12 protein-coding genes are annotated in these 16,216 nt (G+C 70.1%); 9 read left to right on the plus strand and 3 right to left on the minus strand.

Annotation, left to right across the window (positions count from 1 at the left end; translation table 11 throughout):
• Positions 1–35: 35 nt before the first annotated feature.
• A complete protein-coding gene (eccCa, locus tag AMK27_RS26760; protein ID WP_073913117.1) occupies positions 36–4,004 on the minus strand; it encodes a type VII secretion protein EccCa in 3,969 nt (1,322 codons plus the stop codon).
• Between the two features lie 183 nt (positions 4,005–4,187).
• Between eccCa and eccD the strand changes: the two genes are divergently transcribed.
• The 6 genes from eccD (at position 4,188) to AMK27_RS26790 (ending at position 11,265) form a co-directional block, all read left to right on the plus strand.
• A complete protein-coding gene (gene eccD / locus AMK27_RS26765; protein WP_073913119.1) occupies positions 4,188–5,666 on the plus strand; it encodes a type VII secretion integral membrane protein EccD in 1,479 nt (492 codons plus the stop codon).
• A 183-nt stretch (positions 5,667–5,849) separates the two neighbouring features.
• Positions 5,850–6,140, plus strand: a complete 291-nt coding sequence (rpsO, locus tag AMK27_RS26770) for a 30S ribosomal protein S15 (RefSeq protein ID WP_030206644.1) — start codon at positions 5,850–5,852, stop codon at positions 6,138–6,140.
• Positions 6,141–6,424: 284 nt separating this feature from the next.
• The gene (locus AMK27_RS26775; protein ID WP_073913121.1) at positions 6,425–8,653 is read left to right on the plus strand and encodes a polyribonucleotide nucleotidyltransferase; all 2,229 of its coding nucleotides are present in this window, start codon (positions 6,425–6,427) and stop codon (positions 8,651–8,653) included.
• Positions 8,650–10,029, plus strand: coding sequence for a M16 family metallopeptidase (locus AMK27_RS26780; protein ID WP_073913123.1), 1,380 nt, complete (start codon positions 8,650–8,652; stop codon positions 10,027–10,029). The genes AMK27_RS26775 and AMK27_RS26780 overlap by 4 nt, the downstream gene beginning before the upstream one ends.
• 25 nt (positions 10,030–10,054) lie before the next feature.
• On the plus strand, positions 10,055–10,807 hold the full coding sequence (gene dapB, locus AMK27_RS26785) for a 4-hydroxy-tetrahydrodipicolinate reductase (RefSeq protein ID WP_073913125.1): 753 nt from the start codon (positions 10,055–10,057) through the stop codon (positions 10,805–10,807).
• Positions 10,808–10,812: 5 nt separating this feature from the next.
• Positions 10,813–11,265, plus strand: coding sequence for a tetratricopeptide repeat protein (locus tag AMK27_RS26790; RefSeq protein ID WP_073913141.1), 453 nt, complete (start codon positions 10,813–10,815; stop codon positions 11,263–11,265).
• On the opposite strand, the gene AMK27_RS26795 is transcribed toward AMK27_RS26790, so the two are convergent.
• Both AMK27_RS26795 and AMK27_RS26800 read right to left on the minus strand, forming a co-directional pair.
• Positions 11,255–11,815, minus strand: coding sequence for a hypothetical protein (locus AMK27_RS26795; protein WP_073913144.1), 561 nt, complete (start codon positions 11,813–11,815; stop codon positions 11,255–11,257). The genes AMK27_RS26790 and AMK27_RS26795 overlap by 11 nt on opposite strands.
• Before the next feature lie 54 nt (positions 11,816–11,869).
• On the minus strand, positions 11,870–12,109 hold the full coding sequence (locus tag AMK27_RS26800) for a hypothetical protein (RefSeq protein ID WP_073913147.1): 240 nt from the start codon (positions 12,107–12,109) through the stop codon (positions 11,870–11,872).
• A 153-nt stretch (positions 12,110–12,262) separates the two neighbouring features.
• Here AMK27_RS26800 and thyX point away from each other — a divergent pair, with 153 nt between their 5' ends.
• The 3 genes from thyX to AMK27_RS26815 all read left to right on the plus strand — a co-directional run bounded on the left by thyX (position 12,263) and on the right by AMK27_RS26815 (position 15,866).
• Positions 12,263–13,003, plus strand: a complete 741-nt coding sequence (gene thyX, locus AMK27_RS26805; RefSeq protein ID WP_073913148.1) for an FAD-dependent thymidylate synthase — start codon at positions 12,263–12,265, stop codon at positions 13,001–13,003.
• A 178-nt stretch (positions 13,004–13,181) separates the two neighbouring features.
• On the plus strand, positions 13,182–14,081 hold the full coding sequence (gene dapA, locus AMK27_RS26810) for a 4-hydroxy-tetrahydrodipicolinate synthase (protein WP_073913151.1): 900 nt from the start codon (positions 13,182–13,184) through the stop codon (positions 14,079–14,081).
• 99 nt (positions 14,082–14,180) lie between these two features.
• Positions 14,181–15,866 carry a ribonuclease J gene (locus AMK27_RS26815; RefSeq protein ID WP_073913153.1) on the plus strand — a complete coding sequence of 562 codons (1,686 nt, stop codon included), beginning with the start codon at positions 14,181–14,183 and terminating at the stop codon, positions 15,864–15,866.
• Positions 15,867–16,216 lie beyond the last annotated feature (350 nt).

The raw sequence follows: 16,216 nt of genomic DNA on the forward strand, positions 1-16,216 counted from the left end.
CGGCGGGAATGCCCCCGCCCGTCCGGACCGCCGCGTCAGTGCTGTTCCGGCAGCCAGCCCAGCTGCACCAGCGGCGCGCCCCGCTTCCGCGACACGAACGTGCCCCGGCCCGGAGGCATCGGCCGCGCCCGGACGCTGCCGAGGATGTCGCCCTCCTGCGGATCGCCGGAGAGGATCACGCCCTGCGCGCCCAGCTCCTTCACGCGCTGCATGAACGGCTCGTACATCGCCCGGGAGGCGCCGCCGGAGCTGCGCGCCACGATGAACCGGATGCCGACGTCCCGCGCGAACGGCAGGTTCTCCACCAGCAGCGCCAGCGGGTTCCCCGAGTTGGTGGCCACCAGCTCGAAGTCGTCGACCAGCACGTACAGTTGCGGGCCCGTCCACCAGCTGCGGTCGCGCAGCTGCTGCGGTGTGATGTCGGGCTTGGGCGCCCGCTTCGTCATCACCGTGTTGATGGCCTCCATGTGCATCTGCATCGCGGAGGCCATCGGCGCGTACTCCAGGAGGTGCGAGGGCGCGACCGCCTCCAGCATCGTCCGCCGGTAGTCGCCGACCACGATCCGCGCCTGCTCCGGCGTGTACCGCTCGCACAGCTGCTTGGCGATGAGCCGCAGCAGGGCCGTCTTGCCCGACTCGCTCTCACCGAAGATCAGGAAGAACGGGTCCGACTCGAAGTCGACGAACACCGGCTCCAGGTTCGTCTCGTCGATGCCGATCGCGACGCCGTGCTGCGGGTACTCGAAGCCCTTCGGCAGCCGCTCCGCCGGCAGCTTGCGCGGCAGCAGCCGCACCGCAGGGGCCGGAGCGCCGGTCCAGGACGCCTGCACCGACCGTACGAACGCCGCCGTGCCGTCCGACAGGTCGGCGGCCGAGCTCGATCCGTCGATCCGCGGCAGCGCGCCCATGAAGTGCAGCTTCTCGGGCACCTGGCCGCGACCCGGCACACCGGCCGGCACGTTCGCCGCGACCTTGCGGTCGAACTCGGAGTCCATGACGTCACCGAGCCGCAGTTCGAGCCGGCCCAGCATCTGGTCCTTCAGCGCCGCCCGCACCTCCATGTACCGGGAGGCGGTGATCACCACGTGGATGCCGTAGCCGAGACCGCGCGCGGCGATGTCGGAGACGATCGGCTCCAGCATGTCGTAGTCGTTGCGGAAACCGCCCCAGCCGTCCACGATCAGGAAGACGTCGCCCCAGGCCTCGCCCGGCAGTTCGCCCGCGGCCCGCTTGCGCCGGTAGGTCGCGATCGAGTCGATGGAGTGCGAGCGGAAGAACTCCTCGCGCCGGTTCAGGACGCCCAGCACCTCGGCGACCGTACGCCGCACCCGCTCCGGGTCAAGCCGGGACGCCACCCCGCCGACGTGCGGCAGATCCGCGAGCGACACCATGCCGCCGCCACCGAAGTCCAGGCAGTAGAACTGCACCTCGGCCGGGGTGTGGGTGAGCGCGAACGACGAGACGAGCGTGCGCATCATCGTCGACTTCCCGGACTGCGGACCGCCGACCACCATCATGTGGCCGGCCGCGCCCGAGAAGTCCCGGTACAGCACCTCGCGCCGCTGCTCGAACGGCTTGTCGATGAGTCCGAGCGGCACCGTGAGCCCGCCCTGGCGGGTGTACTCGGTCGCCGTGAGCCCCCGGTCCGCGGTCTGCGCGAGACCCGGGAGCAGCTGGTCGAGCGACGGCGCCTGGTCGAGCGGCGGCAGCCACACCTGGTGCGCGGGCACGCCCTGGCCCTCCAGGCGGCGGACGATCACGTCGAGGACGGTGTCCGCGAGCGCGTCGTCCTCCTCCGCCCGCTGCTGCGCGAGGTACGCCGGGTCCGGCGCCGCGTACACGACGGGCACCGGCGCCGCCGTGAACAGCGCGGGGCGCCGCTCCACCGGCATGTGCCCGATCTCCAGCCGAGGCCCGCCCGTCCGGTACGTGCCCGAGACGTACGCCGCCTTGAAGCGGGTCATCTCGTCCGTACCGAACTTCAGATAGCCCGAGCCCGGCACCGACGGCAGGTGGTACGCGTCCGGCACACCGATCGCCGTCCGCGACTCCGCGGCCGAGAAGGTCCGCAGACCGATCCGGTACGAGAGGTACGTGTCCAGACCGCGCAGCTTGCCCTCCTCCAGGCGCTGCGAGGCGAGCAGCAGATGCACGCCCAGCGAGCGGCCGATGCGGCCGATCTGGATGAACATGTCGATGAAGTCGGGCTTGGCGGTGAGGAGTTCGGAGAACTCGTCGATCACGAGGACCAGCGAGGCGAGCGGTTCGAGCGGGGCGCCCGCCGCCCGCGCCTTCTCGTAGTCGTGGATGTTGGCGTAGTTGCCGGCCGAACGCAGCAGCTCCTGACGCCGCTGCAGTTCACCGCGGATCGCGTCGCCCATGCGGTCGACGAGCGTCAGGTCGTCCGACAGGTTGGTGATGACCGCCGCCACGTGCGGCATCTGGGACATGCCCGCGAACGTCGCGCCGCCCTTGAAGTCCGCGAGGACGAAGTTCAGCGTCTCCGAGGAGTGCGTCACCGCGAGGCCGAGGACCAGCGTCCGCAGCAGCTCCGACTTTCCGGAACCCGTGGCGCCCACGCACAGGCCGTGCGGGCCCATGCCCTCCTGCGCGGCCTCCTTGAGGTCGAGCATGACCGGCTGGCCGTCCTCGCCGACACCGATCGGCACCCGGAGACGCTCGGCGACCGAACGGGGCCGCCAGGTCCGCGCCACGTCCACCGAGGCCGCGTCGCCCAGGTTCAGCAGATCCGTGAAGTCCAGATTGGCGAGCAGCGGCTCGTCGTCGTCCCCGCCGCCCATCCGCAGCGGCGCCAGCTGGCGCGCCAGCGCCTCCGCCGCGGGCAGCGAGATGCCGTCCGGCAGACCCTCGTACGCGAAACCGCCCCCCGACTCCAGCCGCAGCCGGCCCGGCCGCACGACCACCGAGAGACCACCGCGCGGCTCGTCGATGTCGCCGGAGACGACCTCCACGATCGTCACGCCCTGCAGGCCCTCGGCCGCCGCGAGCAGCGAGTCCGGCGGCACCAGGCCGCCACGGGTGGAGTCGGAGTCCAGGACCACGACCACGTGCGGCTGGTCGAGCACCGGCTGGTTCTCCCGGGAGAACCGCGGCCGGCCGTCCAGCTTCGAGCGGACCAACTGCTCCAGCTCGCTCAGGTCGTCGCCGAACAGGCGCTTCGTGCCCGCGCCGTCGACCTGCCCCGGCACCTGGGTGTGCGGCAGCCACTTCGTCCAGTCCCAGCGCTCCTGCGCCGACCGGGCCGCGACCACCGCGACCATCAGGTCCTCGGGGGAGTGCAGGGTCACCAGCTGCGCCACCAGGGCACGCGCCGCCGCCTGCGCCGACTCCGGCTCACCCGACACCGTCACGTGGTAGAACGCCCGCATCGAGACCGCCATCGGCAGCCCGTCCAACGTGCCGTGCACCGCCAGGAACTGCTGCATCGCACCGGCGGACAGCGGCTCCAGCTCGTCCACCGGAGCCGTGTCCGGCGCCACGAGGGGCGTCGCCAACTGCTGCGCCCCCAGCCCTATCCGCGCCTGCCCGAAGTCGTGGTCGCCGACCCGGCGCTCCCACACCCGTGAGCCCTCGGCCACGACCGACCACAACTGCTCGGGGGACGGGTGCAGATAGAGCTGAGCGTCCCGCTGCTTGTGCGCGGTGCGCCGGACCGTACGCCGGGTCTGCGCGAGGTATTTGAGGTAGTCACGGCGGACATCGGACATTTGCCCCTGCGTACCGCGACGGAATCTCACGAACTGGGCGACGGCCATCGCGACCGTCGAGGCGAGCATCAGCGTGCCCATGATCCGCATGATCGGCGACGGCGTCATGAAGAAGAACACCACCGAAGAACCCATGCCGAGCATCGGCAGGAGCTGCATCAACGCCGACTCCTGCTGTCCCCGCGGGAGTTCCGGCGGAGACTCCAGGACCAGTTCCCCACCGGGCACTTCCGGCGGAAGAGACCTCGGCGGGCGTTTGACGACGATCTGGCTCACCGGCGCATCAATCCCTCGTTGGAGGCGGGCTCGTGGCGGGAGCATCCGCCCGGCACCCCTGTCGGCAGCCGGGCACACGGACTTCCCCCATGGGACGGCGATCCTACTTGCAGCCCTCACCCGCCGTCCCCGGTAGGGTGGCGCGCGCATCGTGCGCAACCGCGAATCAGGGGGTCCAGACACGTGAGTACGACCGCAGCGACCGGTTTCTGCCGCGTCACCGTCGTGGCGCCGGACAGCCGCATCGACGTCGCGCTCCCCGAGGACATCGCCGTCGCCGACGTCTACCCGGAGATCCTGCGCCTCACCGGACAGACACAGGCCGCCGGAACGCCCACGGGCTACCACCTGGTCCGCCGCGACGGATCCGTCCTCGACGGGGCCCGCACGCTCGCGGCCCAGCAGGTCCTCGACGGCGAGGTGCTCTCCCTGCGCCCGTTCGCCCAGTCCCTGCCGCCGGCCGTCTACGACGACGTGTCCGACGCCGTCGCCTCCGCCGTCACCCGCGACCGGCACCTGTGGAGCGACGAGCTGCTGCGCGGCGCCGGGCTCCTCGGCGGCGTGCTCCTCCTCGTCCTGATGGGCTTCGTGCTCTGGTTCGCCGACCCGGTCCGGCACGACATGCACAGCCTGCCCGGGATCATCGCGGGCGCCGCCGGCTTCCTCCTCACCGCCTTCGCCGGAGTGCGCGCCCGCGTCTACAACGACCGGGTCACCGCGGTGGCCCTCGGCCTGGGCGCCCTGCCGCTGCTGCTCATCGCCGGCTCCGGCATCGTCGGCCCCGACGCCGGCCAGGGCCCCGGCCGCCTGCAGTTCCTGCTCGGCTGCGTCACCGTCCTCGTCGCCTCTGTGGCACTCGTCGCGCTCACCCCCAGCGGCGACGCGCCCTTCGTCGCCGCCACCTTCCTCGCCACCGTCGGCACCCTCGCGACCTTCACGGCGATCCTCACCGAGTCGACCGCCACCGAGACGGCCGCCGCCTGCGCCCCCGTCGCCATCGGCCTCGTCGCCTTCCTGCCCGGCCTCTCCGCCCGCTTCGCCCGCCTCCCCATCGGCTACGCCGCCCCGCGCAGCGCCGCCGACGACGAGTTCCACGGCGACCCGCAGCAGCCGGCCGGCGACGACCACCAGCCCGTCGACGGCGAGCGCATCGCGCTCCAGGCCCGCCGCGGCCACGAGATGCTCCTCGGCCTGGTCGGCGGCTGCGCCGCGGTCGTCGTCGGCTCCGCCGCCGTCCTCGGCTTCGCCGGGAACGTCTGGGGCCAGCTCCTCGCCCTCGGCGCCGGCCTGGCGATGCTGCTGCGCGCCCGCCTCTTCCGCTACACCTCGCAGGTCGTCTGCGTCCTGGTCGCCGGCATCGCCGCCATCGCGCTGCTCGTCCTGGGCCTCTCGCTCAACCCGCCGGCGGACCTGGTCAAGGACCTCCTCATGTACGGCGACCGGGGCGGCCTCGACATCCGTACGATCTGGCTCACCGCGTCCGTCGCCGCCGGAGCGGCGCTGATCACCGCGATCGGCCTGATCATCCCGAGGAAGGGCCTCTCCCCGTTCTGGGGCCGCCTCCTCGACCTGGCCGAGGGCTTCGTCCTGCTCTCCCTCGTCCCGCTCTGCCTCGCCGTCCTCGACGTCTTCTCCACGGTCCGGTCCTTGACCAGCAAGTAGAGGTCTGCTTCGGGGGCGCTCCGGCGAGCTGGTACGCTGTGTGACGGCCGTTTGTGTACGCGCTCCCGGAAATCTCTGGAAGCTGCGCCCATCGGACCTTCGCCCGCCGAGTCACGGAAGCTTCCCCTGAGACCTAGACCAGGGGCACTCGCGGGCGCACGAACACCTCAAGAGGAGATCCGCGTGGCTCTCGACGCCGCTGTCAAGAAGCAGATCATGACCGAGTTCGGCACCAAGGAGGGCGACACCGGCTCCCCCGAGGTCCAGGTCGCCATGCTGTCCCGTCGCATCTCGGACCTGACCGAGCACCTCAAGCAGCACAAGCACGACCACCACTCCCGTCGTGGCCTGCTGATCCTGGTCGGCCAGCGCCGCCGCCTGCTGCAGTACCTGGCCAAGAAGGACATCCAGCGCTTCCGTACGCTGGTCGACCGGCTCGGCATCCGCCGCGGTGCGGCCGGCGGCGCCAAGTAAGTCGCCGTCGAGGGAGCGGTTCCCCCTTTCAGGGGGCCGCTCCCTTTGCTGTACGTGCACAAAGTACGCATCGGCCCGTAGGCTGGTCGCACAACCCCCATAACGACGAGCGAGGAGCCGCCGGCTCGCCGCCGGTCCTCGGTAGTGGCCCCCGGAAACGAATCCCCGGGTGCTTCGATCGAAGACCGGCCAGCACCCGAGGCGTGCTTCTCCGCCACCGTCGCACACCGTCCCCGGCCACACGGGCCCCGGACGCAAAGACGAACACGTAGGAGAAACCGCTAGTGGAGAACGAGACCCACTACGCCGAGGCCGTCATCGACAACGGCACCTTCGGCACCCGCACCATCCGCTTCGAGACCGGCCGCCTCGCCAAGCAGGCCGCCGGTTCCGCCGTCGCCTACCTCGACGACGACACCATGGTCCTCTCCGCGACGACCGCCTCGAAGCGCCCCAAGGACCAGCTCGACTTCTTCCCCCTCACGGTGGACGTCGAGGAGCGGCAGTACGCGGCCGGCAAGATCCCCGGCTCCTTCTTCCGCCGGGAGGGCCGCCCCTCCGAGGACGCCGTCCTCACCTGCCGTCTGATCGACCGGCCGCTGCGCCCCTCCTTCAAGAAGGGCCTGCGCAACGAGATCCAGATCGTCGAGACGATCATGGCGCTCAACCCCGACCACCTGTACGACGTGGTCGCGATCAACGCCGCCTCCGCCTCCACGATCCTGGCGGGCCTGCCCTTCTCCGGCCCGATCGGCGCCACCCGCGTCGCCCTGATCAAGGGCCAGTGGGTCGCCTTCCCGACGCACACCGAACTCGAGGACGCCGTCTTCGACATGGTCGTCGCCGGACGCGTCCTGGAGGACGGCGACGTCGCGATCATGATGGTCGAGGCCGAGGCCACCGACAAGACCATCACCCTCGTCAAGGGCGGCGCCGAGGCGCCGACCGAGGAGGTCGTCGCCGCCGGTCTCGAGGCCGCGAAGCCCTTCATCAAGGTCCTCTGCAAGGCCCAGTCGGACCTCGCCGCCAAGGCCGCCAAGCCCACCGGCGAGTTCCCGGTCTTCCTCGACTACCAGGACGACGTCCTGGAGGCGCTCTCCGCCGCCGTCAAGGGCGACCTCGCCAAGGCGCTCACCATCGCCGGCAAGCAGGAGCGCGAGACCGAGCTCGACCGCATCAAGGAGCTCGCCGCCGAGAAGCTCCTCCCGGCCTTCGAAGGCCGCGAGAAGGAGATCTCGGGCGCCTACCGCGCGCTGACCAAGAAGCTGGTCCGCGAGCGGATCATCAAGGACAAGGTCCGCATCGACGGCCGCGGCATCACGGACATCCGTACGCTCGCCGCCGAGGTCGAGGCCATCCCGCGCGTGCACGGCTCGGCGCTGTTCGAGCGTGGCGAGACCCAGATCCTGGGCGTCACCACCCTCAACATGCTCCGCATGGAGCAGCAGCTGGACACCCTCTCCCCGGTGACCCGCAAGCGCTACATGCACAACTACAACTTCCCGCCGTACTCCGTCGGCGAGACCGGCCGCGTGGGCTCGCCCAAGCGCCGCGAGATCGGCCACGGCGCCCTCGCCGAGCGCGCCCTCGTGCCGGTGCTGCCGACCCGCGAGGAGTTCCCCTACGCGATCCGTCAGGTGTCCGAGGCCCTCGGCTCCAACGGCTCGACGTCGATGGGCTCGGTCTGCGCCTCCACCATGTCGCTGCTGAACGCCGGTGTGCCGCTGAAGGCCCCCGTCGCCGGTATCGCCATGGGTCTGATCTCCGAGGAGATCGACGGCCAGACGCACTACGTCGCCCTCACCGACATCCTCGGTGCGGAGGACGCCTTCGGCGACATGGACTTCAAGGTCGCCGGCACCAAGGAGTTCGTCACCGCCCTCCAGCTCGACACCAAGCTGGACGGCATCCCGGCCTCCGTCCTGGCCGCGGCCCTCAAGCAGGCCCGCGACGCCCGCCTCCACATCCTCGACGTGATGATGGAAGCGATCGACACGCCGGACGAGATGTCCCCGAACGCCCCGCGGATCATCACCGTCAAGATCCCGGTGGACAAGATCGGTGAGGTCATCGGCCCCAAGGGCAAGATGATCAACCAGATCCAGGAGGACACCGGCGCCGAGATCACGATCGAGGACGACGGCACCATCTACATCGGTGCCGCCGACGGCCCGGCCGCCGAGGCCGCCCGCGCCACGATCAACGGCATCGCGAACCCGACCATGCCGGAGGTCGGCGAGCGCTACCTGGGTACGGTCGTCAAGACCACCACCTTCGGTGCCTTCGTCTCCCTGCTCCCGGGCAAGGACGGCCTGCTGCACATCTCGCAGATCCGCAAGCTCGCCGGTGGCAAGCGCGTGGAGAACGTCGAGGACGTGCTCGCGATCGGCTCCAAGGTCCAGGTCGAGATCGCGGAGATCGACCAGCGCGGCAAGCTCTCGCTGATCCCGGTGATCGCAGACGCCGAGAACGCCGACGGCGCCGCCGACGACAAGGGCGACACCGACCAGTGACGTCCCGTAGTCCCCGCGCGACGGCCCGCCCCTCTTCGGAGGGGCGGGCCGTCGCCCGTACCCAAACGCTTCTCCCGGGCAAGGACGGCATCGGCACGGTCCGCCGCACGACCCTCCCCGGCGGCCTCCGGATCGTCACCGAGACCCTCCCCTCCGTACGCTCCGCCACCTTCGGCATCTGGGCGCACGTCGGATCCCGCGACGAGACCCCGGCGCTCAACGGCGCCACCCACTACCTGGAGCACCTCCTCTTCAAGGGCACCCGCAAGCGGTCCGCCCTCGACATCTCCGCCGCGATCGACGCGGTCGGCGGCGAGATGAACGCCTTCACGGCGAAGGAGTACACCTGCTACTACGCCCGGGTCCTCGACACCGACCTGCCGCTGGCGATCGACGTCGTCTGCGACATGCTCACGGGCTCGTTCATCCTCGAGGAGGACGTCGACGCCGAGCGCGGTGTCATCCTCGAAGAGATCGCGATGACCGAGGACGACCCCGGTGACGTCGTACACGAGCTGTTCGCGAAGACCATGTTCGGCGACACCCCGCTGGGCCGCCCGGTCCTCGGCACCGTCGACACGGTCAACGGCCTCAGCCGCGGCCAGATCGCCCGCTTCTACAAGAAGCACTACGACCCGACCCACCTGGTCGTGGCCGCCGCGGGCAACGTCGACCACGCCACGGTGGTACGCCAGGTCCGCCGCGCCTTCGAGAAGGCCGGCGCCCTCAGCCGCACCGACGCCGTCCCCGTCGCCCCGCGCGACGGCCTGCGCCCCCTGCGCGCCGCCGGCCGCGTCGAGCTCCTGAACCGCAAGACCGAGCAGGCCCACGTGGTCCTCGGCATGCCCGGTCTGGCCCGTACCGACGAGCGCCGCTGGGCCCTCGGCGTACTGAACACCGCCCTCGGCGGCGGCATGTCCTCCCGCCTCTTCCAGGAGGTCCGCGAGAAGCGCGGCCTGGCCTACAGCGTGTACTCGTACACCTCGGGCTTCGCCGACTGCGGCCTCTTCGGGGTGTACGCGGGCTGCCGCCCCGGCCAGGTCCACGACGTCCTGAAGATCTGCCGCGACGAGCTCCACAAGGTCGCGTCCGACGGCCTCACGGACGACGAGATCGCCCGCGCCGTGGGCCAGCTCTCCGGCTCGACCGTGCTCGGCCTCGAGGACACCGGCGCGCTGATGAACCGCATCGGCAAGAGCGAGCTGTGCTGGGGCACCCAGATGTCGGTCGACGACATGCTGGACCGCATCGCCGCCGTCACCCCGGACGAGGTCCGGGAGGTCGCACGCGATGTACTGGACCAGCGGCCCTCGCTCTCGGTGATCGGCCCGCTGAAGGACAAGCAGGCGGACCGCCTCCACCAAGCGGTCTCCTGACCCACAAGTCCCCTAAGGAAGAGCAATGAGCAAGCTGCGCGTGGCGGTCCTCGGTGCACAGGGCCGCATCGGCTCCGAGGCCGTGAGGGCCGTCGAGGCTGCCGAGGACATGGAACTGGTCGCGGCCCTCGGCCGCGGCGACAAGCTGGAGCGCCTCGTCGAGGCGGACGCCCAGGTCGTCGTCGAGCTGACCACCCCGGCCTCGGTCATGGAGAACCTCGACTTCTGCGTGCGCCACGGTATGCACGCGGTCGTCGGCACCACCGGCTGGACCGAGGAGCGCCTCGCGCAGCTCCGCACCTGGCTCGCCGCCTCCCCGGAGACCGGCGTCCTCATCGCGCCGAACTTCTCCATCGGCGCGGTCCTCACCATGAAGTTCGCCCAGCTCGCGGCTCCGTACTTCGAGTCCGTCGAGGTGGTCGAGCTGCATCACCCGCACAAGGTGGACGCCCCCTCCGGCACCGCCACCCGGACGGCCCAGCTGATCGCCGCCGCCCGTGCCGGCGCCGGCCTGGGCGCCCAGCCGGACTCCACCGCGACCGCCCTGGACGGGGCCCGCGGCGCCGACGTCGACGGCGTCCGCGTCCACTCCGTACGCCTGTCGGGCCTGCTGGCCCACCAGGAGGTGCTGCTGGGCGGAGAGGGCGAGACCCTGACGGTCCGCCACGACTCGCTGCACCACTCCAGCTTCATGCCGGGCATCCTCCTGGGCGCCCGCCGCGTCCCCAGCACTCCGGGCCTCACCTTCGGCCTGGAGCACTTCCTGGACCTGGGCTGACGGCCATGGGCGGAAAGATCACGTACGTCTTCCTCTCCACCGTGCTGGTCCTCGTCTTCGGCGTGGTGGCGATGGAGGGCGTCCTGCTCCTCCTCACCGGCGAGCCGGCCGCCATGGGCATGGGCGCGGTGGCGTTCCTGCTGCCCGGGGTCGGCGGCTGGTTCCTCTGGAAGAACACCCGGTTCGCCCGCCGGGCGGGCCGCCTCGCCACCGAACTGGAGGCGGAGGGCGGCCTGCCCGTCGACGAGCTGAAGCGCACCGAGGGCGGCCGGATCGACCGCGACTCGGCCGACGAGGTCTTCGCCCGGCGCAAGGCCGAGACCGAGGACACTCCGGACGACTGGCGCTGCTGGTTCCGGCTCGCGGTCGCCTACCACGACGCCCGCGACACCCCGCGGGCCCGCAAGGCGATGCAGCGGGCCATCGCCCTCCACGAGGGGCGTCCGGTCAGCGTGTAGCGGCCGGGGCCACGCCGTACTCGGCGTTCCACGCCTCGACCGTGTCGGCCGCCCGGTCGAAGGCCTCGACACGGGAGAGGAAGTCGGCGTTGTGGTCGGTGAGCAGCATCAGCTGCTCACCACCCTGCCGGCCGAGCACCAGGGCCTGGCCCTGGACCGTACGGGGGAGACCCAGCCAGCGCACCGGCTGCTGGACGGTGCGCACGGAGGTCACCTTGGCCCAGGGCACGGTCACGGTCGAGAAGAAGGCCACGCGGCGGATGCCGGCGCGGCTCACCCAGGTGCCCATGCGCAGCATCCGCAGGGCGGCCAGGATGACGAGTACGGCGGTGGCCAGGGTGGCGGCCCCACCGCTGAATCCTCCGGCCGCGGTGATGATCACCGCGGCGAGGAGGACGAACGAGGCCAGCAGCAGCGCGAGCGCCGCCGCTCCGACCCGCCAGGACCCGGGCCGGTACGGACGGCGCCACTGGTCGTGGTCGTCGAACGGCAGGGCGACGTGGTCGGTCGTGTCAAAAGCACGGTCGGCCGTCAGAAAGGGCAGGGGCACGACAGGTCCTCACTCACAAGCACGCTCGAAGGGGCGATGCCCGGTGAGGCTACCTCAGCGGTTGTCGGAGGCTTCGGACTGCTGCTGATGAGCGGCGGAGTCGCCCGACTGGAGGGACGGCATCCCGAAGACCAACGAGCCCACGAGACCGGCCGCGACGGTCAGCCCCAGCAGGGTACGGCCCACGATCTGCGAGGCGCCGAGGCGCTCCCGGGGTGGTGGAGTGACGTTACTGCGGAAGTGGTCGGCCTCCGCGACGAACGCGAACGGTACGGCCTCATTCCGGCGGAACATCAGAGCCACTCTCCTCGGGTCGTTGTCATGCGTCACAAGGAGAGACGACAGAACCGAGGTTTTGGTGCCCTATTTCACCAAAGCAGCCGAATCTCATCCTCCGGTAGGACGTCGTTAGAGTGGGCGACTGCACCCCGACTGGAAGGACCGCTGGTGAGCGACAGCCCCACCGAGAACGTGAAGATCGACTTCCGGAGCGACGTCACCGTCGACCTGGTCAAGAGCGCGGCGTCCGACTCCGACGTCCTCTGGGCCGCGCGGGTCTCCACTGCGGGCGAACAGTCCCTCGAAGAGCTCCAGAAGGACCCGGAGCGCTCGAAGGGCCTCATCAACTACCTGATGCGGGACCGCCACGGCAGCCCCTTCGAGCACAACTCGATGACGTTCTTCATCAGCGCCCCGATCTTCGTGTTCCGCGAGTTCATGCGCCACCGCGTGGGCTGGTCCTACAACGAGGAGTCGGGCCGCTACAGGGAGCTTCAGCCGGTCTTCTACGTCCCGGACACCTCGCGCAAGCTCGTCCAGGAGGGGCGCCCCGGCAAGTACGTCTTCGTCGACGGCACGCAGGAGCAGCACGACCTGGTCAGCCGCACGATGGAGGACTCGTACCGGCAGGCGTACGCCACCTACCAGGAGATGCTCGCCGCCGGCGTCGCCCGCGAGGTCGCCCGATCGGTCCTCCCCGTCGGACTCTTCTCCTCGATGTACGCCACCTGCAACGCGCGCTCGCTGATGCACTTCCTCGGTCTGCGCACCCAGCACGAGCTGGCCGCGGTCCCGTCCTTCCCGCAGCGGGAGATCGAGATGGTCGGCGAGAAGATGGAGGAGCACTGGGCCCGGCTGATGCCGCTGACCCATGGAGCTTTCAACAAGAACGGCCGTGTGGCCCCATAGGGCACAGATGTCCGAACACCCGAGTGAAGTGTCCGTATTGCGACGTTTCACGAAGTTCATCTAGGCTGATCAAACGGACCCGGCGCTGCCTGAACCCCCGAGCAGGCAGCGCCGGGCTCCCTTTCTCCTGTCCCCCCAGGGGGACACCCGGCGCTGAGCAGCGAGTAGCGTGTTACCCATGGCTCCGATCTCCACTCCGCAGACCCCCTTCGGGCGGGTCCTCACCGCCATGGTCACGCCCTTCACGGCGGACGGCGCACTCGACCTCGACGGTGCCCAGCGACTGGCCACCCACCTGGTGGACGCAGGCAACGACGGCCTCGTCATCAACGGCACCACCGGCGAGTCCCCCACCACCAGCGACGCGGAGAAATCGGAGCTGGTACGAGCGGTACTGGAGGCGGTCGGCGACCGCGCCCACGTCGTGGCCGGCATCGGCACCAACGACACCCACCACTCCCTCGAACTCGCCCGCACCGCCGAGCGCGACGGCGCACACGGCCTGCTCGCCGTCACGCCGTACTACAACAAGCCCCCGCAGGAGGGCCTGTACCGGCACTTCTCGGCCATCGCCGACGCCACCGAGCTCCCGGTGATGCTCTACGACATCCCCGGCCGCAGCGGCGTCCCCATCGACACCGAGACGCTCGTCCGGCTCGCCGAGCACCCGCGCATCGTCGCCAACAAGGACGCCAAGGGCGACCTCGGCCGCGCCAGCTGGGCCATCGCCCGCTCCGGCCTCGCCTGGTACTCCGGCGACGACATGCTCAACCTGCCCCTGCTCTCCGTCGGAGCCTGCGGCTTCGTCTCCGTCGTGGGCCACGTCGTCACCCCGGAGCTCCGCGCCCTCCTCGAAGCCCACCTGGGCGGCGAGATCCAGAAGGCCACCGAGATCCACCAGAAGCTGCTCCCGGTCTACACCGGGATGTTCCGCACCCAGGGCGTCATGACCACCAAGGCCGCCCTCGCCCTCCAGGGCCTCCCGGCCGGCCCCCTGCGACTGCCCCTCGTGGAGCTGTCCGCCGGAGAGACCGAGCAGCTCAAGATCGACCTGGCCGCCGGCGGGGTAGAGCTCTGACAACGGACTTCACAACTGAACACTGACAACAGCAAGTGCACGAATGTCATGCGCGCCACGTGCCGAGGGGTACGTGGCGTGCGTGGTGAGGAGAGTCTTTTGAGTCATCCGCATCCCGAACTCGGTGCCCCGCCGAAGCTGCCGAAGGGCGCCCTGCGCGTCATCCCGCTCGGCGGGCTCGGCGAAATCGGCCGGAACATGACGGTCTTCGAATTCGACGGCCGTCTGCTCATCGTCGACTGCGGCGTCCTCTTCCCCGAAGAGGAGCAGCCCGGCATCGACCTGATCCTCCCGGACTTCACCATCATCCGGGACCGTCTCGACGACATCGAAGGCATCGTGCTCACGCACGGCCACGAGGACCACATCGGTGCCGTCCCCTACCTGCTCCGGCTCAAGCCGGACATCCCGCTGATCGGCTCCAAGCTGACCCTCGCCCTGATCGAGGCCAAGCTCCAGGAGCACCGCATCCGCCCCTACACCCTCGAGGTGAAGGAGGGCGACCGGGAGGTCCTGGGTTCGTTCGACTGCGAGTTCATCGCGGTCAACCACTCCATCCCGGACGCGCTCGCGGTCGCCATCCGCACCCCCGCGGGCATGGCCGTCGCCACCGGCGACTTCAAGATGGACCAGCTCCCGCTGGACGGTCGCCTCACCGACCTCCACGCGTTCGCGCGGCTGAGCGAGGAAGGCATCGACCTCCTTCTCTCGGACTCCACGAACGCCGAGGTCCCGGGCTTCGTCCCGCCGGAGAAGGACATCTCCAACGTCCTGCGCACGGTCTTCGCGAACGCCCAGAAGCGCATCATCGTGGCCAGCTTCGCCAGCCACGTGCACCGCATCCAGCAGATCCTCGACGCCGCCCACGAGTACGGCCGCAGGGTCGCCTTCGTCGGCCGCTCGATGGTCCGCAACATGGGCATCGCCCGCGACCTCGGCTACCTGCGGGTCCCGGCCGGCCTCGTCGTCGACGTGAAGACCCTCGACGACCTGCCGGACGACGAAGTCGTGCTGGTCTGCACGGGTTCCCAGGGCGAGCCGATGGCGGCCCTGTCCCGCATGGCCAACCGCGACCACCAGATCCGGATCGTCCCGGGCGACACCGTGATCCTGGCGTCGTCCCTGATCCCGGGCAACGAGAACGCGGTCTACCGCGTGATCAACGGCCTGACCCGCTGGGGCGCGAACGTCGTCCACAAGGGCAACGCCAAGGTCCACGTCTCGGGCCACGCCTCGGCCGGCGAGCTGCTGTACTTCTACAACATCTGCCGCCCGAAGAACCTCATGCCGGTCCACGGCGAATGGCGCCACCTCCGGGCCAACGCCGAGCTCGGCGCGATGACGGGCATCCCCAAGGACCACATCGTCATCGCCGAGGACGGCGTCGTCGTCGACCTGGTCGACGGCCGCGCCCGGATCACCGGCAAGGTCCAGGCGGGTTACGTGTACGTCGACGGCCTCTCGGTCGGCGACGTCACCGAGACGTCCCTCAAGGACCGCCGGATCCTCGGCGAGGAGGGCATCATCTCGGTCTTCGTCGTGGTCGACTCCTCCACGGGCAAGATCGTGGGCGGCCCGCACGTCCACGCCCGCGGCTCGGGCATCGACGACTCGGCGTTCGACGCGGTGCTCCCGAAGATCGACCAGGCACTGAACAAGTCGTTCCAGGACGGCGTCGTGGAACCCCACCAGCTCCAGCAGCTGATCCGCCGCAGCGTCGGCAAGTGGGTCTCCGACACCTACCGCCGACGCCCGATGATCCTTCCGGTCGTCGTCGAGGTCTGACCGGTCTGACGACCTGACCAGCGCGGTACCGGAGCGGGGCCCCTCGATTTGCATCGGGGCGCCCCGCTCCAGTACGTTTACGGCTCCGCCAGAACGGGAAGCCCCGGCGCCGACGTGCGCCAGAACGCTTCACCGGGAGGCGGGAAAACCGACTCAGATCTTCTGATAAAGTCGGAAACGCCGAAAGGCCCCCGGAGTAAAAACAAAAGGGACCGGAAAGCACCGAGGAAATCGGATCGAAAAGATCTGATAGAGTCGGAAACGCAAGACCGAAGGGAAGCCCGGAGGAAAGCCCGAGAGGGTGAGTACAAAGGAAGCGTCCGTTCCTTGAGAACTCAACAGCGTGCCAA

Origin of the sequence: Streptomyces sp. CB02009 (assembly GCF_001905825.1) — a bacterium.
Lineage (GTDB): Bacteria > Actinomycetota > Actinomycetes > Streptomycetales > Streptomycetaceae > Streptomyces.

What these genes read in the sequence shown, in the direction of transcription:
- dapB (WP_073913125.1), top strand. Translation starts at nt 10,055, where the DNA reads ATGAGCAAGCTGCGCGTGGCGGTCCTCGGTGCACAGGGCCGCATCGGC.
- AMK27_RS26790 (WP_073913141.1), top strand. Translation starts at nt 10,813, where the DNA reads ATGGGCGGAAAGATCACGTACGTCTTCCTCTCCACCGTGCTGGTCCTC.
- AMK27_RS26800 (WP_073913147.1), bottom strand. Translation starts at nt 12,109, where the DNA reads ATGTTCCGCCGGAATGAGGCCGTACCGTTCGCGTTCGTCGCGGAGGCC.
- dapA (WP_073913151.1), top strand. Translation starts at nt 13,182, where the DNA reads ATGGCTCCGATCTCCACTCCGCAGACCCCCTTCGGGCGGGTCCTCACC.